The sequence below is a fragment of the Nakamurella sp. genome, from assembly GCF_044224575.1.
GTDB lineage: Bacteria > Actinomycetota > Actinomycetes > Mycobacteriales > Nakamurellaceae > Nakamurella.
On the sequence record NZ_JBGAKE010000039.1, the window covers coordinates 1 to 20,117 of the forward strand.

At 70.9% G+C, this 20,117-nt stretch carries 20 protein-coding genes; 12 read left to right on the forward strand and 8 right to left on the reverse strand.

What is annotated here, in order from left to right; genetic code table 11:
- On the forward strand, positions 1-1,041 hold a 1,041-nt coding region (locus ACILSK_RS24750), incomplete at its 5' end, for an ATP-dependent 6-phosphofructokinase (protein ID WP_395729854.1).
- Positions 1,042-1,073: 32 nt separating this feature from the next.
- On the forward strand, positions 1,074-1,298 hold the full coding sequence (locus tag ACILSK_RS24755) for a hypothetical protein (RefSeq protein WP_395729855.1): 225 nt from the start codon (positions 1,074-1,076) through the stop codon (positions 1,296-1,298).
- A 25-nt stretch (positions 1,299-1,323) separates the two neighbouring features.
- Here ACILSK_RS24755 and ACILSK_RS24760 read toward each other — a convergent pair whose 3' ends face one another.
- Positions 1,324-2,370 (reverse strand): glutathione S-transferase family protein, encoded by a 1,047-nt coding sequence (locus tag ACILSK_RS24760; protein ID WP_395729856.1) that lies wholly within the window; start codon positions 2,368-2,370, stop codon positions 1,324-1,326.
- A 104-nt stretch (positions 2,371-2,474) separates the two neighbouring features.
- Here ACILSK_RS24760 and ACILSK_RS24765 point away from each other — a divergent pair, with 104 nt between their 5' ends.
- Positions 2,475-3,575 carry a glutamate--cysteine ligase gene (locus ACILSK_RS24765; protein ID WP_395729857.1) on the forward strand — a complete coding sequence of 367 codons (1,101 nt, stop codon included), beginning with the start codon at positions 2,475-2,477 and terminating at the stop codon, positions 3,573-3,575.
- Positions 3,576-4,400: 825 nt separating this feature from the next.
- On the opposite strand, the gene ACILSK_RS24770 is transcribed toward ACILSK_RS24765, so the two are convergent.
- Positions 4,401-5,324 (reverse strand): Ku protein, encoded by a 924-nt coding sequence (locus tag ACILSK_RS24770; RefSeq protein WP_395729858.1) that lies wholly within the window; start codon positions 5,322-5,324, stop codon positions 4,401-4,403.
- Between the two features lie 75 nt (positions 5,325-5,399).
- On the opposite strand from ACILSK_RS24770, the gene ACILSK_RS24775 reads away from it, so the two are divergent.
- From ACILSK_RS24775 to ACILSK_RS24800, 6 genes are all read left to right on the forward strand, one after another.
- A complete protein-coding gene (locus ACILSK_RS24775) occupies positions 5,400-7,931 on the forward strand; it encodes an ATP-dependent DNA ligase (RefSeq protein ID WP_395729859.1) in 2,532 nt (843 codons plus the stop codon).
- A complete protein-coding gene (locus tag ACILSK_RS24780; RefSeq protein ID WP_395729860.1) occupies positions 7,928-8,596 on the forward strand; it encodes an ATP-binding cassette domain-containing protein in 669 nt (222 codons plus the stop codon). The genes ACILSK_RS24775 and ACILSK_RS24780 overlap by 4 nt, the downstream gene beginning before the upstream one ends.
- Positions 8,593-10,005 carry a DUF6297 family protein gene (locus ACILSK_RS24785; protein ID WP_395729861.1) on the forward strand — a complete coding sequence of 471 codons (1,413 nt, stop codon included), beginning with the start codon at positions 8,593-8,595 and terminating at the stop codon, positions 10,003-10,005. Before ACILSK_RS24780 ends, ACILSK_RS24785 begins: the two co-directional genes overlap by 4 nt.
- A 69-nt stretch (positions 10,006-10,074) precedes the next feature.
- Positions 10,075-10,512: a nitroreductase family deazaflavin-dependent oxidoreductase gene (locus tag ACILSK_RS24790; RefSeq protein WP_395729862.1), complete on the forward strand. Its 438-nt coding sequence runs from the start codon at positions 10,075-10,077 to the stop codon at positions 10,510-10,512.
- Positions 10,513-10,602: 90 nt separating this feature from the next.
- Positions 10,603-12,117 carry a rifampin monooxygenase gene (rox, locus tag ACILSK_RS24795; RefSeq protein WP_395729863.1) on the forward strand — a complete coding sequence of 505 codons (1,515 nt, stop codon included), beginning with the start codon at positions 10,603-10,605 and terminating at the stop codon, positions 12,115-12,117.
- Positions 12,118-12,136: 19 nt separating this feature from the next.
- The gene (locus tag ACILSK_RS24800; RefSeq protein WP_395729864.1) at positions 12,137-12,568 is read left to right on the forward strand and encodes an SRPBCC family protein; all 432 of its coding nucleotides are present in this window, start codon (positions 12,137-12,139) and stop codon (positions 12,566-12,568) included.
- Here ACILSK_RS24800 and ACILSK_RS24805 read toward each other — a convergent pair.
- From ACILSK_RS24805 to ACILSK_RS24815, 3 genes are read right to left on the reverse strand one after another with little or no spacing between them, the layout of a single operon-like run.
- On the reverse strand, positions 12,555-13,769 hold the full coding sequence (locus ACILSK_RS24805; RefSeq protein WP_395729865.1) for an FAD-dependent monooxygenase: 1,215 nt from the start codon (positions 13,767-13,769) through the stop codon (positions 12,555-12,557). The two genes, ACILSK_RS24800 and ACILSK_RS24805, sit on opposite strands and share 14 nt — an antisense overlap.
- Before the next feature lie 33 nt (positions 13,770-13,802).
- Positions 13,803-14,294, reverse strand: coding sequence for an MFS transporter (locus tag ACILSK_RS24810; protein WP_395729866.1), 492 nt, complete (start codon positions 14,292-14,294; stop codon positions 13,803-13,805).
- On the reverse strand, positions 14,273-14,548 hold the full coding sequence (locus tag ACILSK_RS24815; protein ID WP_395729867.1) for a hypothetical protein: 276 nt from the start codon (positions 14,546-14,548) through the stop codon (positions 14,273-14,275). The genes ACILSK_RS24810 and ACILSK_RS24815 overlap by 22 nt, the downstream gene beginning before the upstream one ends.
- Positions 14,549-14,688: 140 nt before the next feature.
- On the opposite strand from ACILSK_RS24815, the gene ACILSK_RS24820 reads away from it, so the two are divergent.
- A complete protein-coding gene (locus ACILSK_RS24820) occupies positions 14,689-16,143 on the forward strand; it encodes a cobyric acid synthase (RefSeq protein WP_395729868.1) in 1,455 nt (484 codons plus the stop codon).
- 13 nt (positions 16,144-16,156) lie between these two features.
- On the opposite strand, the gene ACILSK_RS24825 is transcribed toward ACILSK_RS24820, so the two are convergent.
- Positions 16,157-16,489 carry a CHY zinc finger protein gene (locus tag ACILSK_RS24825; RefSeq protein ID WP_395729869.1) on the reverse strand — a complete coding sequence of 111 codons (333 nt, stop codon included), beginning with the start codon at positions 16,487-16,489 and terminating at the stop codon, positions 16,157-16,159.
- A 368-nt stretch (positions 16,490-16,857) separates the two neighbouring features.
- Here ACILSK_RS24825 and ACILSK_RS24830 point away from each other — a divergent pair, with 368 nt between their 5' ends.
- Positions 16,858-17,742: a hypothetical protein gene (locus tag ACILSK_RS24830; protein ID WP_395729870.1), complete on the forward strand. Its 885-nt coding sequence runs from the start codon at positions 16,858-16,860 to the stop codon at positions 17,740-17,742.
- A 434-nt stretch (positions 17,743-18,176) separates the two neighbouring features.
- Here the strand turns inward: ACILSK_RS24830 and ACILSK_RS24835 are convergent, their stop codons facing one another.
- Positions 18,177-18,863: a DUF305 domain-containing protein gene (locus tag ACILSK_RS24835; RefSeq protein ID WP_395729871.1), complete on the reverse strand. Its 687-nt coding sequence runs from the start codon at positions 18,861-18,863 to the stop codon at positions 18,177-18,179.
- 72 nt (positions 18,864-18,935) lie between these two features.
- Positions 18,936-19,355 carry a DUF6153 family protein gene (locus tag ACILSK_RS24840; RefSeq protein ID WP_395729872.1) on the reverse strand — a complete coding sequence of 140 codons (420 nt, stop codon included), beginning with the start codon at positions 19,353-19,355 and terminating at the stop codon, positions 18,936-18,938.
- 70 nt (positions 19,356-19,425) lie between these two features.
- Here ACILSK_RS24840 and cobF point away from each other — a divergent pair.
- Positions 19,426-20,117, forward strand: a 692-nt coding sequence (cobF, locus tag ACILSK_RS24845; protein ID WP_395729873.1) for a precorrin-6A synthase (deacetylating), incomplete at its 3' end; no start/stop codon positions are given.

A 20,117-nucleotide genomic window follows, 5' to 3' on the forward strand; every position in this document is an offset into this window, starting at 1 on the left:
CGGGTGCTGTTCGACGACACCCTGCGGCTGGTCGAGGCGCACGGGGTGCCGCTGGCCGAGTTGCCCACCCTCGAGCCGGGCGGACCCCGCCAGAAGATCTTCTTCCCGCCGGGCACCACCAAGGCGGCCATCGTCACCTGCGGCGGCCTGTGCCCCGGCCTGAACGACGTGATCCGCGGGCTGGTCATGGAGCTCAACACCCACTACGACGTCAGCGACGTCATTGGCTTCCGCAACGGCTTTGCCGGCCTGGTGCCCTCCACCGGCATCGAACCGATCACGCTGACTCCCGAGCGGGTCGCCAAGATCAACACGCAGGGCGGGACCATCCTGGGCACCTCGCGCGGCGCCCAGGACCCGGAGGTGATGGTCGACCGGCTCGTCGAGCTCGGCGTCGACATCCTGTTCGTGATCGGCGGCGACGGGTCGATGCGCGGCGGCAGCAGGATCGCCGCGGTGGCCCGGGATCGCGGGTTGGCGATCTCGGTGATCGGCATTCCGAAGACCATCGACAACGATATTCCTTTCATCGGACAGAGTTTCGGCTTCCAGACGGCGTTCACCGTGGCCGCGCAATCGATCGCCGCCGCACAGGTCGAGGCGCAGTCGGCGATCAACGGCATCGGCCTGGTGCAACTGATGGGCCGGCATGCCGGGTTCATCGCCTGCTACGCCGCACTGGCCAACCACCACGCCGATTTCGTGCTCATCCCGGAGGTGACGTTCGCCCTGCACGGCGAGTCGGGTTTGCTGGCCGCGCTGGAGCGTCGGGTGGCCGAGCGGGGCAGTGCCGTGGTGGTCGTCGCCGAGGGTGCCGGGCAGGACCTGCTGGCCGACCTGAACAGCACCGACGCATCCGGCAACAAGCGGCTCGGCGACATCGGACGTTTCCTGGAGGCGCAGATCGTCAGCCACTACCAATCGCTGGGTCGGGAGCTCACCCTGAAATACCTCAAGCCCAGCTACGCCATCCGGGCCGTGCCGGCCAAATCGTACGACTCGGTGTACTGCGTGCGGCAGATCGGCCCAGGCTCACCCTGAAATACCTCAAGCCCAGCTACGCCATCCGGGCCGTGCCGGCCAAATCGTACGACTCGGTGTACTGCGTGCGGCTGGCCCAGGCGGCCGCCCATGCCGGGATGGCCGGGCGCACCGACATGGTGGTCGGCCGCCGGCACAACCGGTTCGTGCACGTGCCGATCGACACCGTGGTCTCGCACGGCAACACGGTCGCGCCGGACGGCGACCTGTGGCTGTCGGTGCTCGAGTCGACCGCCCAGCCCCCGGAGATGCGCTGACCACGCTTGTTCCGAGGCCGCCCAGTCAGGCCGAACGACGATCGAGGGTGGCTGCTCCCGGGCCGTCCCGGTCCGTCGTCCAACTGGCGGTGAGCATCTCATCCACTGGCGGGGTCGGCGGCGGCGCACCGTCGCCGAACGGCCGGCCGCCCAGCTCTTCCCGACCGTGCGGGGTGAACCAGCCGGTCAGATCAGGCCCGTCGGGCACGATCCGGGTCGGGTTGATGCCGGTGTGCACGATGTAATAGTGCTGCTTGATCTGCACGAAGTCGGTGGTATCGCCGAAACCCGGCGTCTGAAACAGGTCTCGCGCGTAGGCCCAGAGCACCGGCCGCTCGGTCAGCTTGGTCCGGTTGCACTTGAAATGGCCGTGGTAGACCGGGTCGAACCGGGCCAATGTGGTGAACAATCGAACGTCGGCCTCGGTGATGGTGTCGCCGACCAGGTACCGTCGGCCGGCCAGCCGGTCGCCCAGCCAGTCCAGGGCGCCGAACAGGCGGGCGTAGGCGGCGTCGTAGGCGTCCTGGGAGCCGGCGAAACCGCAACGATAGACGCCGTTGTTGACCTCGGTGTAGACGCGGCGGTTGACCTCGTCGATCTCGTCGCGGTGCTTGTCCGGGTAGAGGTCGGGGGCACCCGGACGGTGGAATTCGGTCCACTCGGTGGTGAAGTCGAGCGTCATCTGCGGGAAGTCGTTGGTGACGACGGCTCCGGTGGGCACGTCGACGATCGCCGGGACGGTGATGCCCCGGGGGTAGTCCGGGTCCCGGGCGAAGAAGGCCTGCTGGATCCGCTCGATGCCCAGCACCGGGTCGACCCCGCCGGGATCCAGATCGAAAGTCCAGCTGCGCTCGTCATGGGTCGGGCCACAGACGCCGAGCGAGATCACGCTCTCCAGGCCGAGGAGCCGGCGGACGATGGTCGCGCGGGTCGCCCACGGACAGGCGCGGGCCACCACCAGCCGGTACCGTCCGGGTTCCACCGGATACCCGTCCCGACCGTCCCGGGTAATCCGTGTCGTGATGTACCGGGTGTCCCGCTCGAACGTTTTCACACGCTTCTCGTCGGCCATGCCGTCCACTCCCCATGCGCAGGCATCGATGTCCGTCCATTGTCCCGAGTACCCGAAACCGCGCGGTAACGAACCCCGGCCGTCCGGTAGGGGAGACTGATGAGGTGGGGATACGCACCGTCGGGGTCGAAGAAGAGCTGATGCTGGTCGACCCGGTGTCCGGCACGCCGGCGTCGGCCGGTGACACCGTGCACGAGGCCGCCGTGGCGCGGCTCGGCGCGGGCGCCGACCATCTGGTCGAGCGCGAGTTCAAGATGGAGCAGACCGAGATCGGGTCGACCCCGACCACCGCGGTGGCCGCGCTGCGGGACGAGCTGCGGTCCGTGCGACGGACCGTCGCGGCGGCTGCGGGGAGCACGGGCGTGCACGTCGTGGCCATCGCCACCAATCCGTTCGAAGTCAATCCGACGTTGACCAAGAACGAGCGGTACGCCCGGATGGCCGACATGTTCGGCATCATCGCCGCGCAGCAGCTGACCTGCGGGCAGCACATCCACGTCGCGATCGAGTCGGCCGAGGAGGGGGTGGCGGTGCTCGACCGGATCCGGGGCTGGCTGCCGCTGCTGATCGCGCTGTCCGCGAATTCGCCGTACTGGCAGGGCAAGGACACCGGATACGCCAGCTACCGGTCCATTGCCTGGGGCCAGTGGCCGACCGCGGGCCCGACCGAGACGTTCGGTTCGGTGGAGGGCTACCACCGGGCGATCAACGACCTGCTCGCCACCGGCGCCGCGATGGACGACGGGATGATCTATTTCGACGCACGGCTCTCGGCGTCGTACCCGACGCTGGAGATCCGGGTGCCGGACGTCTGCATGGACGTCCGCGACTCGGCGTTGATCGCCTCGCTCGCGCGGGCCCTGGTGGACACCGCGTCGGCGGAATGGCGACACGGGCATCCGGTCGACCCGATCCGGATCGAGGTGCTGCGCGGCGCCGGCTGGCGGGCGGCCCGGTTCGGCCTGTGCGGAGAGTTGCTCGACCACCGGACCCGGTCGACTGTCCCGGCCTGGGCGATGATCGACGCCCTGGTGCAGCACGTGCTGCCCGCCCTGCGGGCCAACGGCGACCTGGACCTGGTGCTGGAGTCGGTGGATCGGCTGCGCGGCACCGGAACCGGTGCCGACCTGCAGCGGGCCGAGTTCGCCCGGCGGGGGCTGCTGATGGACGTGGTCCAGTTCGCCGGCCAGCGCACCCTGGAGTAAAGCTCACCGCCGGAGACCGACTTTTGCTGCGGGCCAGTGGATCTCGATCTGCAGTGCCGGTTCGCCGGTGTCGGCGGGGCGGCGGATCCGGGGCCGGGGTTTCCATGGTGCGGATTCGGGTGGGTTCGGTGGTCGCCCGTGGTGGGTGTGGCCGGTGGGCGTGCTGGTGGTGATGACGCCGGTGTCGTCGACGTGGGTGGTCCAGCCGTCGAGGTCTTTGACCAGGTTTGCAGGCGGTGCACCGGCCGTTGCCGTTGCGCAGGTCGGTGGGTCCGCCTCTGCTGACCGCGACCGCATGGTCGGCCTCGCGGATCGGCGCCCCACACCAGGGGGTTCGGCAGATCTGGTCGCGGGCGGCGAGGAACTGGCGGGCGGTGTCGGGGAAGTCGCGGCGGCGGGCGTCGGTGGCGAGCAGGTCGCCGGTGCCGGAGTGGGTGAACAGTCGCCGCACCATACCCGGGTGGGCTCGTCTGCGGTGAGCAGGTCACGGGCGATGGGGGCGGGGATGGGTCCGTGGCCGATGAGGTGGGCGGGTTCGTCGTCCCGTTCGGCCAGGGCCCGGTCGGTCATGATCAGGTGCAGTTCGACGGCGGGGTGTTCGGGCTCGCCGGTGCCGGGGGTCATGGTCCGCTTCGCCAACTCATTGGCCATGCGTGCATTTGGAGGCGAGATATTCGAACATAAGAACGAGAACTCGCCGACCGGTCCGGAACCAGCTTTGCCCTGGGGCCAACCGCGCGGATCAACGGGTCGGCCCCCAGCCCAAATGGGAGGGCTCGTCCAGCCGGTCCGCGCGGGATCCGGGCGGAGCGGACTGGCGAGGGCTCAGCCGGTCTTGCGGGCGGTCGAACGGCGGCGGGCGGGCTTGGCTCCGGCGTCCGCACCGTCGTCGGACGTGCTCGTCCGGGTCGAGGCCGACGACCCGGACCTCGCCGTGGGCTTGGCGTCCTTGTCGTCGGCGGCATTCGAGCCGGCCTTGTGCCGCTCCACGCTGCGCTGCAACGCGGCGAGCAGGTCGACCACCTCGGCGTCCTCGCCCTCCTCGGACTTGTCGACGGTCTCGAACGCCTCGCCGCCCTCGAGCTTGGCTTCGATCATCTGTTGCAGTTCGGCGCGGTACTCGTCGGTGTAGTCCTCGGGGTGGAAGTCGTCGGCGAAGCTGTCCACCAGCATCGCGGCCATCTTCAACTCGGCCGGCTTGATCGACACCGACTCGTCGAGCGAGGCGAATTCGGCGGCCCGCACCTCGTCCGGCCAGAGCAGCGTCTGGATCACCAGCACGTCGTCACGGACCCGCAGCGCGGCGAGCCGGGTCTTCTGCCGGAGCGCGAAGTTGACGATCGCGACCCGGTCGGTCTGCTCCAGCGTCTGCCGCAGCAGCACGTACGCCTTGGTCGAGGTGGACGCCGGCTCGAGGTAGTAGGTCTTGTCGAACAGCACCGGGTCGACCTGGTCCGCCGGCACGAAGCTGACCACCTCGATCTCCCGGCTGGAGCTGGCCGGCAGCTGCTTGAAGTCCTCGTCGGTGAGCATGACCGTCCGGCCGTCGTCGCTCTCGTAGGCCTTGGCGATGTCGGCGTACGGCACCTCGTCACCGTCGATGTCGCAGACCCGCTTGTACCGGATCCGGCCGCCGTCCTGGGCGTGTACCTGGTGGAACCGGACGTCCTTCTCCTCGGTGGCCGAGTACAGCTTCACCGGAACGTTGACGAGTCCGAACGCCACGGAACCTTTCCAGATCGATCGCATGTGCCCATGATGAACCCTTCGGCGGCAGGCGGGCATCCTGGTGATCGGAAGTTCCGGTCCGGAAGGATGGGTGACATGGCGGCGGACGGTGCCACGGTGGAGGTCGACGGCCACCGGATCGCGCTGACCCACCTGCGCAAGGTGCTCTACCCGGCCACCGGAACGACCAAGTCCGACGTCATCACCTACTTCGCCGAGGTGGCGCACGTCATGCTCCCGCACCTGGCCGGCCGGCCGGTCACCCGCAAGCGCTGGCCGGACGGGGTCACCACGCAACCGTTCTTCCACAAGGACCTGCCCAAGGGCACGCCGACCTGGGTGTCGCGGCGGACGATCCTGCACTCCGACGGCCCGAAGGCCTACCCGATCGCCGACTCGCCGGCCACACTCGTGTGGCTCGGCCAGATCGCCGCGCTGGAATTGCATGTGCCGCAGTGGACTTTCCCGGAGGCGTCCGAGGTGGCGCTCAGCGAGGCCGGTTTCGACGCCGTCCGGCCCGATCGCCTGGTGTTCGACCTGGATCCGGGCCCGGGGGTCGAGCTGGCCGACTGCGCCGTGGTGGCCCGCGCGGTGCGGGAGCGGATGGCCGGAACCGCGCTGGTGCCGGTGACGAGCGGGTCGAAGGGGATCCACTTGTACTCCCGGCTGGACGGCTCGCTGACGTCGGACGACGCGTCGGCCTACGCGCGGGAGATTGCCGAGGCGATCGAGCACGACCTGCCCGACCTGGTGGTGTCGCGGATGGCGAAATCACTGCGCCGGGGCAAGGTCTTCATCGATTGGTCGCAGAACAACGGGTCGAAGACGACGATCGCGCCGTACTCGCTGCGCGGGCGCGAGCACCCGACGGTGGCCGCCCCGCGGACGTGGGAGGAGCTGGCCGATCCTGAGTTGATGCATCTGGAGTTCTCGGAGGTGCTGCGGCTGCTCGACCGCGCGCCCGATCCGATGGCCGGCCTGGAGTTCGGCGACAACGATGGCGCCGAGACCCGCGGTGGTCGCCGCACCACCGATCGCCCCGACCGTTCCCTGGACACGTACCGGTCGATGCGGTCGGCGGCCAAGACGCCCGAGCCGGTGCCCGAGCCGGGGCTGCTGCCGCACGGCAACGACGACACCTTCGTCATCCAGGAGCACCATGCGCGGCGCCTGCACTACGACTTCCGGCTGGAGCGGGACGGTGTGCTGGTCTCCTGGGCCGTGCCCAAGGGCGTGCCCGAGTCCTCCGGTCGCAACCACCTGGCCGTGCACACCGAGGATCACCCCATGGACTACGCCGACTTCGCCGGGGAGATCCCGCACGGTGAGTACGGCGGCGGCTCCGTCACCATCTGGGACCGTGGCACCTACGCGACCGAGAAGTGGCGGGACGACGAGGTGATCGTCGTGCTGAACGGGTCGAAGGCGCGCGGCCGGTACGCCATCATCCGCACGGGCGGCAAGAACTGGCTGATGCACCGGATGAAGGATCAGAGTGCCGCGCCCAAGCACTACCACGACCACCGGGACGAAGGGCCGCCGGCCGCCGAGCGGGCCGAGCCGCCGGGTGCGCAGTCGGCCGAGCCGAGGGCCGCCGAGCGGGCCGAGTCGACGGGTGCGGCCGCCTCCGCGGTGCGTCCGACGAAACGTCCGAGCCCTCCGGGCGATCTGCGTCCCATGCTGGCGACAGGCGGCACGGTGTCCGACGTCTCGGGTGGCGATCGATGGCGGTTCGAGGGCAAGTGGGACGGCATCCGGGCGATCGCCACTCTCGGCCCGGCCGGCCTGACCCTGCGCAGCCGGCTGGCCAACGATGTCACCCACACGTACCCCGAACTGGCGGTGCTGGCCGAGCTGCTGGCCGGCCACGGTGCGGTGCTCGACGGCGAGATCGTCGCGTTGAAGGACGGCCGGACGAGCTTTCACGAGATGCAGCGGCGGATGAACGTGCAGCGACCCCGCGATGTGGCCCGGGTGATGCGCGAGGTCGCCGTGCAGTTCTGGCTGTTCGACGTGCTGTGGCTGGACGGGATCGCCCTGCTGGACAAGCGCTACGACGACCGCCGGCGGCTCCTGGAAGCCCTGCCGCTGACCGGCGGGGTGATCCGGGTGCCCGCCCAGCTCGCCGGTCCGGTCGAGGATGCCCTGCAGGGCAGCGCCGAACGGCAGTGGGAGGGCATCGTCGCCAAGCTGGGTGATTCGAGCTACCAGCCGGGCCGGCGGTCGCATTCCTGGATCAAGATCAAGAACTTTCGCGACCTCGAGGTCGTGATCGTCGGGTGGTCGCACGGCTCCGGCCGGCGTGCGGGGACGATCGGGTCGCTGCTGCTGGCGGTGCCGGACGCCGAGGAAGGGCTGCGGTACGCCGGTAAGGTCGGTACCGGATTCACCGACGGCATTCTCGACCAGCTGATGGCGGCGCTCGCCCCGCTCCGCTCGGACCTTTCCGCCGTGGCCGACACGGTGCCCGCCCTCGATGCCAGGGGCGCTGTCTGGGTGCGGCCCGAGCTGGTCGGCGAGGTCAAATACGGGGAGTGGACGCCCGACGGCCGGCTGCGCGCCACCAGCTGGCGCGGTTTGCGGGCGGACAAGACGCCGGCCGAGCTCGTTCCGGAGCCGGGCCGATGACCGTGGCCGCCCCCCTGCTTGACCTCCGGGAGGTCGGCAAGGCCTACGGCGACGTGGTCGTGCTCGACGGCGTCACGTTCACCGTCGAACCGGCCGAGGTGGTCGCGTTGACCGGGCCCAACGGCTCGGGCAAGTCGACCCTGCTCAAATGCATCGCCGGCTGGGAGGAACCGACCACCGGCGTCGTGCTGTTCGAGGGCAGCCGGTACCTCGAACAGCTCCCGCGGGTGCGGGCGGCCGTGGCCGTTGCCCTCGGCGGCGGGGCCGACTTTCCCGGGTTGACCGTCCGGGAGCACCTGGAATTCATGGCCCGCGGGCATGGCAACGCCGACCCGGGGCCGATCGTCGCGGCCGTGCTGGACGAGCTGGACCTGGCGCACATGGCGGAGCGGTTCCCGTTCGCGCTGTCCCAGGGCCAGCGCCGGCGTCTGGGCCTGGCCGCCTGCTTCGTCCGGCCGCGCCGGCTGCTCGTGCTGGACGAGCCCGAGCAGAACCTGGACCGGGCCGGCCGGGAATGGCTCGCCGACCGGATCGCCGCCGAGCAGCGGGCCGGTGTGGCAGTGCTGATGGCCTGTCACGACCCGGCGCTGGTGGCCGCGGCCGCCGACGCCGAGGTGGAACTCGGCTTCGACCTGCCCGACGACGACCGGGACGGGGCGACGTGACCCGGCCGGCCGTCCCGGGCCGGCTCGCCCCGGGACCGGTGCCGCCCGACCCGGCCGATCCGGCCAGCTTCCCGCGCTACCTGCGGCGGATGGGCCGGCGCTGGCGGTCCGTCACCGGATCCGGCGTCCGGTACGAAACGACGATCGTCGTGCTCTGGTACGGCACCGTCCCGATGATGGTCGGAGTGCAGGCGCTGACCGCTCCCGCGCCGCCGGCGCCCCCGTTGACCTGGCCCGCGGCGACCGCTCTGCTGCTGGCCGCGGCGGCGGTCGTCGTGCTCATCGCGGTCGCCGCCGGGCCGGTGAACGTCGGCCCGGAGTACCGCTCATGGGTGCTGTCCACCCCGGTCGATCGTGGGGTGCTGCTGCGCCGCCCGTGCGTAAGGGCGATCGGGATGACGTCCGTCGTCGTCGGTCTCGTCGGCCTCGCGGCCGCCGGTCTGGCCGGGCTGCGCGGCGCCGAAGCGCTGGCGGCCACCGGGTTGGCTGCTGGTCTGGGGGCCGTCGCAGGATCGGTTGCCGTGCTCGGTCAGGCCGCCGGGGCGCACCGCTCGATGGTGGTGGTCGCGCGGTGGGCGGCGGTGCTGCTGTTCGTCGTGGCCGTGGCGGTCCGCCCGCTGCCGGTGCACCCGCCACCCGGGCCCCTGGTGTGGGTGGTGGCCGGGACGGCCGCCGGAATCGCGGCGGTGCTGGTCCGGGTGGCGGTCCGCGCCGCCGCGCACATCCCGATGGCCCGGATGACGGCAGGGTCGGGGCCGGTCGCCTCGGTGACCGAGGCGGTGTCCGACCAGACGCTGGCACCGCTGTCCGAGATCCTGCTGCGGCCGGAGCTGCGCCGGCAACCGATCCGGGTGGGGCACCGGCTGTCCGGCACCGGCGCCGCTGCGCTGGCCGCGGTCGATCGCCGGCTGAGCGTGCGGAACCTGCAGGCCGCCGGACGCTGGGTGCTCCTCGTCGCCCTGTGCTACCTGGCGTCGCCCCTCCTGGAGCCGGCCGCCTTCGGCCGGGCCGGGCTGGCTCTGGTCACCTACCTGGGTGCGATCGGCGCGGTCAGCGGGTACTGCGACACGGTGCGCCGGTTCGCGGCGGACCCCGCCCTCGCCGACCGGTACGGGTTGGACCGATGGCCCAGCCGGCTGGCGGCGATGCGCATCCCGGTGCTGTCCGGTGCCCTGTTCGCACTCGCCACGTTGCCGTTGCTCGCCGGTTCGCTCGGGTTTGCGCGGGCGGTCTGGGTGCCCCTGCTGGCGCTGCTGGTGGCCGCGTACCGGGCCAACCAGCGGCCGTTCGCGGCCAGCTTCGTCGTCGGCAGCACCTACTCGCAGGACGTGGTCCGCCGGTTCCTGCGGGGTCCGGGCGCGCTGCTGGCCGGTGCGGTGCTGGTGATGGCGGGGCTGCTCGGCGGTTGACGATCGAACGACCGGCCGCGGAAGGCAGCGCCGGACGGGGTCCGGACTCCGCCTCCGTAGGCTGTCCGCATGCCGTTGGAAGGTGAGTACGAGCCCAGCCCCGAAAAGTGGGTCCGCGACCAGGTCGAGCGGTTCGAACGCTCGGGTGGACAAGAGGCCAACACCCTGCGGGACACCGGCATTCCCATCGTGGTGTTCACCCTGCGCGGCCGCCGCAGTGGCAAGCTCCGGAAGGTCCCGCTCATGCGGGTCGAGCACGACGGCCGGTACGCCATGGTCGCGTCCAAGGGCGGTGCCCCCGAGCACCCCGGCTGGTACCACAACATCACGGCCTCGCCCGAGGTCAGCGTGCAGGACGGCCCGTCCGTCATCGACGGGAAGGCCCGCGAGCTCGAGGGTGCGGAACGCGACGAATGGTGGGCGCGGGCGATCGAGGTGTTCCCGACGTACGCGCAGTACCAGCGCAAGACCGACCGGCTGATTCCGGTTCTCGTCGTCGAGCCCTGAGCCGAGGAGCGAGCCCGAACGGGCACGCGAAGGCTGCAACGTCGGGTGCCGGTCCGCCAGGCACCCGCGCCGACCCTCGAGGAGGTGCCGATGCGGGACGTGGTCATTGTCGGGGCCGGCCCGACGGGCCTGATGCTGGCCGGTGAACTTCGGCTGCACGGGGTGGACGTCCTCGTCCTCGACCGCGAGCCCGAGCCCACGCCGGTGGTCCGGGCGCTGGGCCTGCACGTGCGCAGCATCGAGGTGCTCGACCAGCGCGGCCTGCTCGAACGGTTCCTGACGCACGGCCGCACCTATCCGCCCGGCGGCTTCTTCGCCGGTATCACCCGGCCCCTGCCGGACGGGCCCGAGGGGCTGCACACCGCGCACGGGTACGTGCTCGGCATCCCGCAGCCCGTCGTCGACAGGCTGCTCGCCGAGCACGCCATCGAGGCCGGTGCCGAGATCCGGCGCGGCACCGAGCTGGCGGAGATCGTGCAGCACGACGACGGGGTGATCGTCGGGCTGGCCGACGGCTCCCGGCTTGATGCCCGGTATGTCGTCGGCTGCGACGGCGGGCGCAGCACGGTCCGCCGGCGGCTCGGTGTCGAGTTCCCCGGCGAGCCGACCCGGGTCGAGACGCTGATCGGCGAACTGGCGGTCACCGCGGACCCCGAGACCGTCGCGGCCGTGATGGCCCGGGTGCGGCGGACCCAGCTGCGGTTCGGGCTGGGGCCGCTCGGCGACGGGTACTTCCGGGTGGTGGTGCCGGCCGCCGCCGTGGCGCCGGACCGCGCCACGCCGCCGACCCTGGAGGAGTTCCGCACGCAGCTCCGGGCGGTCGCCGGCACCGACTTCGGCGTGCACTCGCCGCGCTGGTTGTCCCGGTTCGGGGACGCGACCCGGCTGGCCGAGCACTACCGGGTCGGCCGGGTGCTGCTGGCCGGCGACGCGGCGCACGTCCATCCGCCGGTCGGCGGACAGGGGCTGAACCTGGGGATCCAGGACGCCTTCAACCTCGGATGGAAGCTGGCGGCCGAGATCGGCGGGTGGGCGCCAGCCGGGCTGCTGGACAGCTACGAGACCGAGAGGCGTCCGGTGGCCGCCGCCGTATTGGACAACACCCGCGCGCAGATGCTGCTGCTGGACACCGATCCCGGCCCGCAGGCGGTCCGCCGGCTGCTGACCGAGCTGATGGGCTTCGACGAGGTGAACCGCTACCTGATCGGCAAGGTCGTCGCCATCGACATCCGGTACGACTGTCCGGACGATAGCGGCGACGGGTCCGACCTCCTCGGTCGCCGGCTGCGCGACCTGCCGGTGGGTGATGGGCATCTGTACGGGCTGATGCACGCCGGCCGCGGGCTGCTGCTGGATCGGACCGGTGAGCTGTCGGTGGACGGATGGGGCGACCGGGTCGACCACCTCACCCCCGGCGATCTCGGGCCCGACGCACCGGACCACCCGGCGGTGTTGCTGCGACCGGACGGCCACGTGGTGTGGGTCGGGCCGGACGACGCCGGATTGCGCATGGCTCTGTCGCGATGGTTCGGGGCGCCGCTCGATTCACCGCATCGGTTTGGCGAGGGCGGCCGCGGGGCACCGGGCAAGCGTCGGGGACAATGAGCGTGCCGGAGGGCCTACCATGATCGACGTCGAGCGCACATTCGAGGTGCGGCAACCTGTTTCGGTGGTCGTGGACTACCTGAAAGACTTCGCCAACGCCGAGCAGTGGGATCCGGGCACCAAGTCGTGCACCCGCACCGACGCCGGGCCGGTCCAGGTCGGCTCGACCTGGCACAACGTGTCCGAGTTCAAGGGCAAGGACACCGAACTGGAGTACCGGCTGGTCGAGATGACGGCCGGTCGGCTGCAGTTCCAGGGCGAGAACAAGACCGCGACCTCGGTCGACACGATCTCCGTGCAGGCGGCCGACACCGGCAGCGCCATCACCTATCACGCGCAGATCGAGTTCCACGGTCTGGCGAAACTCGCCACCCCGTTCCTCAAGTCGGAGTTCGAGGAGCTCGGCGACAAGACCGTCCAGCAGATGACGTCCGTGCTCAACGCCCTGTAGGGGTCCCTGACGGCGATCCGGGCGAACCTTCTGCCGCCTCCGGCTGGGGGAAGTCGGGCAGCGTGAACCGGTCGGCGGGCGGCGCGAACAACCGGCCGGCCACCGCCGGGGGAAGTGCGCCGACGAGTCGCAGACCGGTCCGCAGGAGTGCGACGCCGGTCGCGGACGTCGGATGCGCCAGCTTGGGGGTGCCCGGCGGCAGCCGCTGTGCGCGTTCGACGTAGGGGCGGAGCCGCCGCTCGTAGCCGGCGAAGGCGTCCCGTGGATGGACGTGCACCGCGAGCTCCCCGGCCAGCGTGGACGCCCCGACGATCGCCAGGCTGGTGCCCATGCCGCTGACCGGCGTCGCGCACCAGGCGGCGTCACCCAGCAGGACCACCCGGCCGGCCGACCAGCGTGGCGCCCGGACCTGCTGCAGGGCCTCCCCGTACAGGTCGTCGGCGTCAGCCAGCCCACGGAGCGCCCGGCTCGCCGGGCCACCGGCGTCGGCGAAGCGACGCTGCAGGTCGAGTCGATCCGGCGCCCCGAGGCCGGCCCGGTACGACAGCATGACCCGGATCCGGCCGACGTTGTCCGGCCGCAAGCTGATGGTGCGGCCGCCGGGCGCGTTGTACCAGCGCCACCAGTCGTCGTCCTCGGCGTCGCGGGGGATCGAGTAGTAGGCGATGCTCACCCCGAGCGGACGTCGCGGGACCTCGCCGAACACGGCGTCCCGCGTGGTGGAGTTCACCCCGTCGGCCAGGACCACGACCCCGAATCGTTCGGTGACGCCGCCGGCGAAGGTGACGGTGGCGGCATCGGGCCCGTCATCGATCCGCTCGATCTGCTCGCCGAACCGGTAGTCGGTGTGCCCGCGGGTGCGTTCGAGGAGCAGCTCGGCGAACTGGCTGCGCAGGATCTCCCGCTCCGCGGTCGCCCCGGCGGTGTCCGAGGTGGCCGCCCGGAACGCCGCGATCGTGTGGCCCTGCTCGTCGACGAACCGGGTGCCGACTTCGCCGGTGCCGCGGGCGGCGAGCTCGTCGTCCAGGCCCATCCGCCGGATGACCTCGCGTGCCGCGCCCCGGACGTCGACGTTCTGGCCGGCGGTCCGCAGGCCCACGGCCCGCTCCACGACGGTGACCTGCCAGCCGTAGCGGTGCAGCCACCAGGCCAGCGTGGGGCCGGCGATGCCGGCCCCGGAGATCAGGATGCGACGGTTCATGCCCATGGCTACCGGTTGCCCGCGCCGGTCGGATCAATCGGGTCGGGCTGAACGGTCCGGGGTTCGCGGATGAGAACAGCCAGCGCCGCGCCGACGAACGGACCGAGGGCGAGCGTGGCAAAGGCGGCCCAGACCCAGCCGGTCGATCACCCACCCGACGAGCGGTTTGACCGCGATCGCGATCCCGGCGTACAGGACGAGCACCACGCCGGCGTCGACCGGATCGATCCCCTGACCGGTGACCATCAGCGTGTTCGACCAGGTGACGACACCGCTGCTGCCCCACAGGGCGCCGAAGCCGATCAGTCCGAGCAGCAGCCCGCAGACCACCGCGATCACGATCGTCCCGACGCCGAAGGACCGGTACGCCGATTCCCAGCCGGCCGCCTTGATCAGGCTCGGCACGAGTGCGTTGGCGATCACGGTGCCCAGCGGCGTCGCCGTCATGAAGATGCCGACCCCGAATCCGCGCCGGGCCGGCGGGAACCAGGTGGCCAGGAGCTTCAGGCCGGCGGTGAAGGCCACACCGGCCAGCAGCCGATCCCGGCCTGGACGGCCAGACCCACCGGCACCGAGGTGGTGGCACCGAACAGGATCATCCCGGTGCCTGCGCCCACCCCGGACGCGCCGATCACGGCCCGGCCGCCCACCCAATCCACCAGGAAGCCGCCGCCCAGGTTGGACAGCACATAGCCGATGTCATAGGCGGTGGCAATGGTGCCCAGGCAGCGATCGGCACCGCGAGCGATGCGCCGACGGACACCGAGGCCGGCCCCCATGCGGCACGGTCGACCGAGGTCATCGTGAACGCGGCCCACGCGAGCAGCAGCACCAACCACCGGTGGCGGGCCGGACCGGCTCGAGCGGCGGCATCGGGCACGGGCACACTCCTGGGTCGGGTCAACAATAGGGTGGCCGGGTGCCGACCGACCGACGACCACCCGCCCGCGGCCTGCTCGTCGCGGGCACCTCGTCGGATGCCGGCAAGTCGTTGGTCACCGCCGGGATCTGCCGGTTCCTGGCCCGGCAAGGGATGCGGGTGGCGCCGTTCAAGGCGCAGAACATGTCGAACAACTCGATGGTCTGCCCGGACGGCACCGAAATCGGCCGCGCCCAGTACCTGCAGGCGCAGGCGGCCGGGGCGGTGCCCGAATCGGCGATGAACCCGGTGCTGCTCAAGCCGGGCTCGGACCGGCGCTCGTTCGTCGTGGTCCGGGGTCGGCCCGCCGGCGCCTTGGAGGCGGGTGAGTTCGCCTCCGGGCGGCGGCATCTGGCGCAGGCCGCCTTCGCCGCGTACCTCGAACTTGCCCAGCGGTACGACGTGATCGTTTGCGAGGGCGCCGGTTCGCCGGCCGAGATCAACCTGCGGTCCGGGGATTACGTGAACATGGGTTTGGCGCAGAGGTTCTCGCTGCCGACCGTGGTGGTCGGTGACATCGATCGGGGCGGGGTGTTCGCGTCGTTGTACGGCACGGTGGCCCTGCTGGACGAAGCCGATCGCGCGCTGATCAGGGGGCTGGTGATCAACAAGTTCCGCGGGGATGTCGACCTGCTCCGGCCCGGGCTGGACCGGATCGCCGAGCTGACCGGGGTACCCGTGCTGGGTGTTCTGCCCTGGCTGGACGACGTGTGGCTGGACGGGGAGGACACCCTGCAGGTCGGCCGGTGGTCCTCGTCGTCGTCGCCGCCGGCCGGACCGGTGGTGCGGGTCGCCGCCATCCGGTTCCCCCGCCTGTCCAACGTGACCGACCTGGACGCGCTCGCCAGCGAACCCGGCGTCGAGGTCACGATGACGGCCGACGAGGTGACCGTGCGGTCCGCCGATCTGGTGGTGCTGCCGGGCTCCCGGGCCACGGTCTCCGACCTGGCCTGGCTGCGGGCCACGGGCCTGGCCGGCGCGGTCCGGGCGGCCGCGGACCGGGGGGTGCCGGTACTCGGTATCTGCGGCGGGTTCCAGATGCTCGGCCGCACTATCGACGACCGGATCGAGTCCGGTGACGGCGTGGTCGATGGGCTCGGCCTGCTGCCGGTCGCGGTGACGTTCGGCGCGAGCAAGGTGCTGGCCACGCCGCACGGGTCGTGGGCCGGTCATGACGTGCTCGGTTACGAGATCCACCATGGCGTCGCGCGTGTCGACCCGGGAGCGGAGGGGTTCCTGGGTGGCGCCCGGGCCGGGACCGTGTGGGGCACGATGTGGCACGGCGCGTTCGAGAACGACGCCTTCCGCCGGGCCTGGCTGGTGGCGACTACGGGCTTTCGGGCCGACCCGGCCGCCCCGGGGTTCCGGGCCCGCCGGGAGGCGATGCTTGACCGGCTGGCCGACGCGGTGGCCGAGCATCTGGACGTGGACCGGCTGCTCGAGGTGATCGGGTAGGAGGCTCCGGCCCTCAGCCAGCGGACTCGGCCGCGAAATACAGCGGCCAGTGCAGTCGGCAGCGTTCGTTGAAGCGCGCAGCGCAGTGCGGGCAGGCCGTGACCGACTGGTAGGTCGCGATCGGCAGCTCGGTGCCGCAGCCCCCGCACAGGATGGCTTTCTCCGATCGCCGGTCGGCCGGCCAGGTCCGGGCCGGGTGACTCGCGGTCTCCCGATGGCACTCGAAGCACGGGTAGTAGGCCTCGCAGCAGGCGAACTTGATCGCGATGACGTCCGTCGGGCCGTGGTAGTGGACACAGCGGGTCTGGTCGTCGACGGTCGGGCCGAGCACCGGTGGTCGCTCCATACCCCCAGGTTAGAGATGGCCCGCGGCGCGCACCGGACGGTCCGATTCCAGTGCCCTTCGGGCCGTCGGGTGGCTGTACGAGTTGATCGATTCGCGCGCCGTTGGGGTCGTTTCCGACCCCAGCTGAACCACGCGCGAGTTTGTGGCGGACGCGAATGGGTGATCGTTGCCCGAACCGGCCTCGACCGTGGTGTGGAGAACGTTCGCCGGCTGGGCCGCCCGCGCACCGTGGGCCACGGACCTGACCTCATCCGACCCGCCGCCGCAGGTCGGAAGTCTGCAGGACCATCAAGCCCGAAATCCGGGTATAGTTCGCAATCAGTGCGAAAGCGGAAAGCCTTTGGACTGCGGGATGAGCGAGGAGCGGCATGAGAGGCGCTGGCCCGCCCGGTGTATCCAAAGCGGCATCGACTGGGCCGGGCCTGGCCGGCGGCGGCCACCGGGGCGGCAACGGCACCGTTCGGCGGAAGCGGAAGGCTAGTGTTGGAATCCTGCTGCTGGCGGCCGCCATCGTTGCGGCTTGCGCGAGTAATACCTCCAACGAAACTGGAGGCCGGTCAGGGGATTCCGCAACGGCGACGGTCGAGGGCGGGAATCCCCTGAACAGTGCCGAGCAGAAGGCTTCCTCTCGGGTCGCATCCGAATCATGCACCGGCGGAACCGTCTGCATCCCGCCAGGATCTTTCACCACGACAGGCTTCCTCGATGGTCAGCTCACCGTCACGGTCGACCAAACGTGGGAAAGCGGCGAAGATCAGACCGCCGAATTCTCTGGCGCCCCAGCCGGTTCTGCGGGGCAACACCGGCTGTTGTTCTGGATGGATATCCTGCCGGTCGATACCACAGGACGGGTTGTTGATTCCGTGCCGCGGACGGCCGTCGGACTACTGAGCTGGCTGTCCGAACGCCCCAATGTCGTAGTGACCGATCCACAGCCGACGACCATCGGTGCGGCGGCAATGCCTGCCACATTTGTCGATTTCACTATTTCTCCGGACGCGGAGAACGAGGACCCTGGCTGCCCAGCCAAGGCCTGCGTCCTATTCCTGACCTGGCCCAACGCCGGAAGCAATCTTTACGGCATCGCCGGGACGGCGACCGTCCGGCTTTTCGTCAGTGACGTCGTCGACAACAGTGAAGATCATATTCTCGCGATTGCCATCGAGGCGAGCGGTCAATCCGATCTCGACACCTTTGCCCCGGTGGCGACCGAGGTCATCAACTCAGCGATCTGGCCACTGCTCCCGAGGTAGCGGTCGACGTCAAAGACGCTTCCGGGCGGCCAAGTCGCCCAGCCTTGGAAGCTCGCGGCCACAGCTTGATTGGGCAGTCGTCCCGAAGCTGACATCGTGCAGCTGGTCGCCGACCGGGCTGCCGGAGAAAGGCGGGATTGCCGTCCTTCGCCGTGATGCGCATCGTGCTTCATCCATGACGGATCCGGGGGTCGCGATGGACGCCTTTGTGGCAAGGCGTGGAGGGCGGGCCGAGCAGTCGGTGAGGTGTTCCCGCATGTGGATCTACACGGTCACCTCGTGTGGTTCGCGAGTCATGCGATTGCGGAGGTTCTTGAGACATCGGGCTGGACTACCTCCTGCACGTCTCCACGTTCATCGCCGACTGGATTGTCGACACCTTGACGGTGCATCCGCGTCCGACCTGAGCCGGCCGCGGATGCACCCAGGGGGCTCTACAACGCCGACAGCATCTGCGCGATCTCGGCGGTCTGGCTGCTCGTGATCGCCGCGGCCAACGCCAGCGCCTGTGGGTTCTCGCCTCGCGCGGTCTCGACGCCGGCCATGTCGATGGCGCCCTGGTGGTGGGCGATCATCTGCTGCAGGAACAGCTTGTCGAAGGCGACGCCGGTCGCCGACCGCAGCTCGGTCATGTCGGCCTCGCTCATCGACATCATGGCGCCCATGCCGAAATCGTCGGAGTCGTCGATCGAGCCGGGTGCGCCCGACGACGACGGTGAGCCGTGGCCCATGTCCATGCCGTGGCCCATGTCCTGGCCGGCGGCCCCGGTGCTGGTCAGCGGCATGGCTGCGTCCCATTCGGTGAGCCAGCCCTGCATCTGCTCGATCTCCGGTCCCTGGGCGGCCTTGATCCGGCCGGCCAGATCCTTGACCTGCGGGGTCGACGCCTGCGCCAGGGCCAGGTCGGACATCTCGATGGCGCCCTGGTGGTGAGGGATCATCATCGTCGCGAACACGACGTCGACCGCGTTGTGCGATGCCGATGCCGATGCCGGCGGTGCGGCTGCCCCCGCGGTGCCGGTGGAGGAGTGGTCGGTGTCGGGCTGGGTCTGGCCGCCACAGGCGGCGAGGGTCAGGCCGAGGGTGAGCGCGAGGATCGCGCCCGGGACACGCTTGAACATTGAAGGTCTCCTGGGAGTGAGGGGAAGAGGGCAGCACGAAGCCGCGTTCCGGTCGGAACGCGACGGGGCTGCCTATACCCGGAGCACTCTCAGGGCGATGCGGGGCCACCCGTCCGGCGGTCCCCGGCGGCGCAGGTCGAGCAGCAGGCCGGCGGCCCGGCGGTCCCGGTCGTCGGGTCCGGTGCCGGCCCGGGCCAGGGCAAGTGCGAGCAGCAGCAGTGCTCCGCCGACCACCAGGAACAAGATGCACCCGGCCATGTCGCCGTGCCCGAAGGCAGGAGGCAGCGAGGCCACCATCGGCTCGACCGATGCCGAATGCGATGCCGGCTCCGCCATGGCCGGATCACCGTGATGGCCGGCGGCCATCGTGACGGCCGGCAGCATCCCGTGCCCGGGGCCGTCTCCGGCGGTGAGCACGTGCATGCCGATCACGCCGGCGATGACCGCGAGCAGCAGGACCCATCGGGCCAGCGGCGAGCGGGTGGTCGGCACCGGTCCATGATTCCATCGCGACGACCCCACCCGCCCGGGTCGCCGTGGTGGCGGGCGGCACAATCGCCGGGTGCGCACTGTGGAGATCATCGGCATCGGCATGGGCGATCCCGAGCAGCTGACTCTGCAGGCGGTGGCCGCGCTCGGCCGCGTCGACGTGGTGCTGCTGGTCGACAAGGGGGAGGCGGCCCGGGACCTGGTCGACCTGCGGACCGAGATCCTGCGCCGGTACGCCCGTCCGGGCCATGCGGTGGTCGAGGTGGCCGACCCGCGGCGGGACCGGAGCAGCGCCGACTACCGGGGCGCGGTGGTCGATTGGCACGACCGCCGGGTGCTGGCCTACGAACGGGCCCTGCTCGACCGGGTCGCGCCGGACGGTACCGCCGGGATCCTGGTCTGGGGCGATCCGGCTCTGTACGACAGCACGATCCGCGTCGTCGACGGCATCCGGGGCCGGGGTGCGGTGCCCCTGCAGGTCCGGGTGACGCCGGGGATCAGCGCGGTGCAGGCGCTGGCCGCCGCCCACGGGGTGGTGCTGCACGGCATCGGTGAACCGGTGCTGATCACCACCGGGCGCCGGCTCGCCGAGGCGATGGCCGGGCCGGTGCCGACCGTCGTGGTCATGCTCGACGGCGCCCTGGAGTGCCGCGCGTACACCGGCCGGGGCCTGGAGATCCTGTGGGGCGCCTACCTCGGCGATCCCCGGCAGACCCTGCGGCGCGGACCGCTGGACGACGTCATCGACGACATCGCCGCGGTCCG

What these genes read in the sequence shown, in the direction of transcription:
- ACILSK_RS24760 (WP_395729856.1), bottom strand. Translation starts at nt 2,370, where the DNA reads ATGGCCGACGAGAAGCGTGTGAAAACGTTCGAGCGGGACACCCGGTAC.
- ACILSK_RS24770 (WP_395729858.1), bottom strand. Translation starts at nt 5,324, where the DNA reads ATGCGATCGATCTGGAAAGGTTCCGTGGCGTTCGGACTCGTCAACGTT.
- ACILSK_RS24775 (WP_395729859.1), top strand. Translation starts at nt 5,400, where the DNA reads ATGGCGGCGGACGGTGCCACGGTGGAGGTCGACGGCCACCGGATCGCG.
- ACILSK_RS24780 (WP_395729860.1), top strand. Translation starts at nt 7,928, where the DNA reads ATGACCGTGGCCGCCCCCCTGCTTGACCTCCGGGAGGTCGGCAAGGCC.
- ACILSK_RS24790 (WP_395729862.1), top strand. Translation starts at nt 10,075, where the DNA reads ATGCCGTTGGAAGGTGAGTACGAGCCCAGCCCCGAAAAGTGGGTCCGC.
- rox (WP_395729863.1), top strand. Translation starts at nt 10,603, where the DNA reads ATGCGGGACGTGGTCATTGTCGGGGCCGGCCCGACGGGCCTGATGCTG.
- ACILSK_RS24800 (WP_395729864.1), top strand. Translation starts at nt 12,137, where the DNA reads ATGATCGACGTCGAGCGCACATTCGAGGTGCGGCAACCTGTTTCGGTG.
- ACILSK_RS24805 (WP_395729865.1), bottom strand. Translation starts at nt 13,769, where the DNA reads ATGAACCGTCGCATCCTGATCTCCGGGGCCGGCATCGCCGGCCCCACG.
- ACILSK_RS24815 (WP_395729867.1), bottom strand. Translation starts at nt 14,548, where the DNA reads ATGGGGGCCGGCCTCGGTGTCCGTCGGCGCATCGCTCGCGGTGCCGAT.
- ACILSK_RS24825 (WP_395729869.1), bottom strand. Translation starts at nt 16,489, where the DNA reads ATGGAGCGACCACCGGTGCTCGGCCCGACCGTCGACGACCAGACCCGC.
- ACILSK_RS24830 (WP_395729870.1), top strand. Translation starts at nt 16,858, where the DNA reads ATGAGAGGCGCTGGCCCGCCCGGTGTATCCAAAGCGGCATCGACTGGG.
- ACILSK_RS24835 (WP_395729871.1), bottom strand. Translation starts at nt 18,863, where the DNA reads ATGTTCAAGCGTGTCCCGGGCGCGATCCTCGCGCTCACCCTCGGCCTG.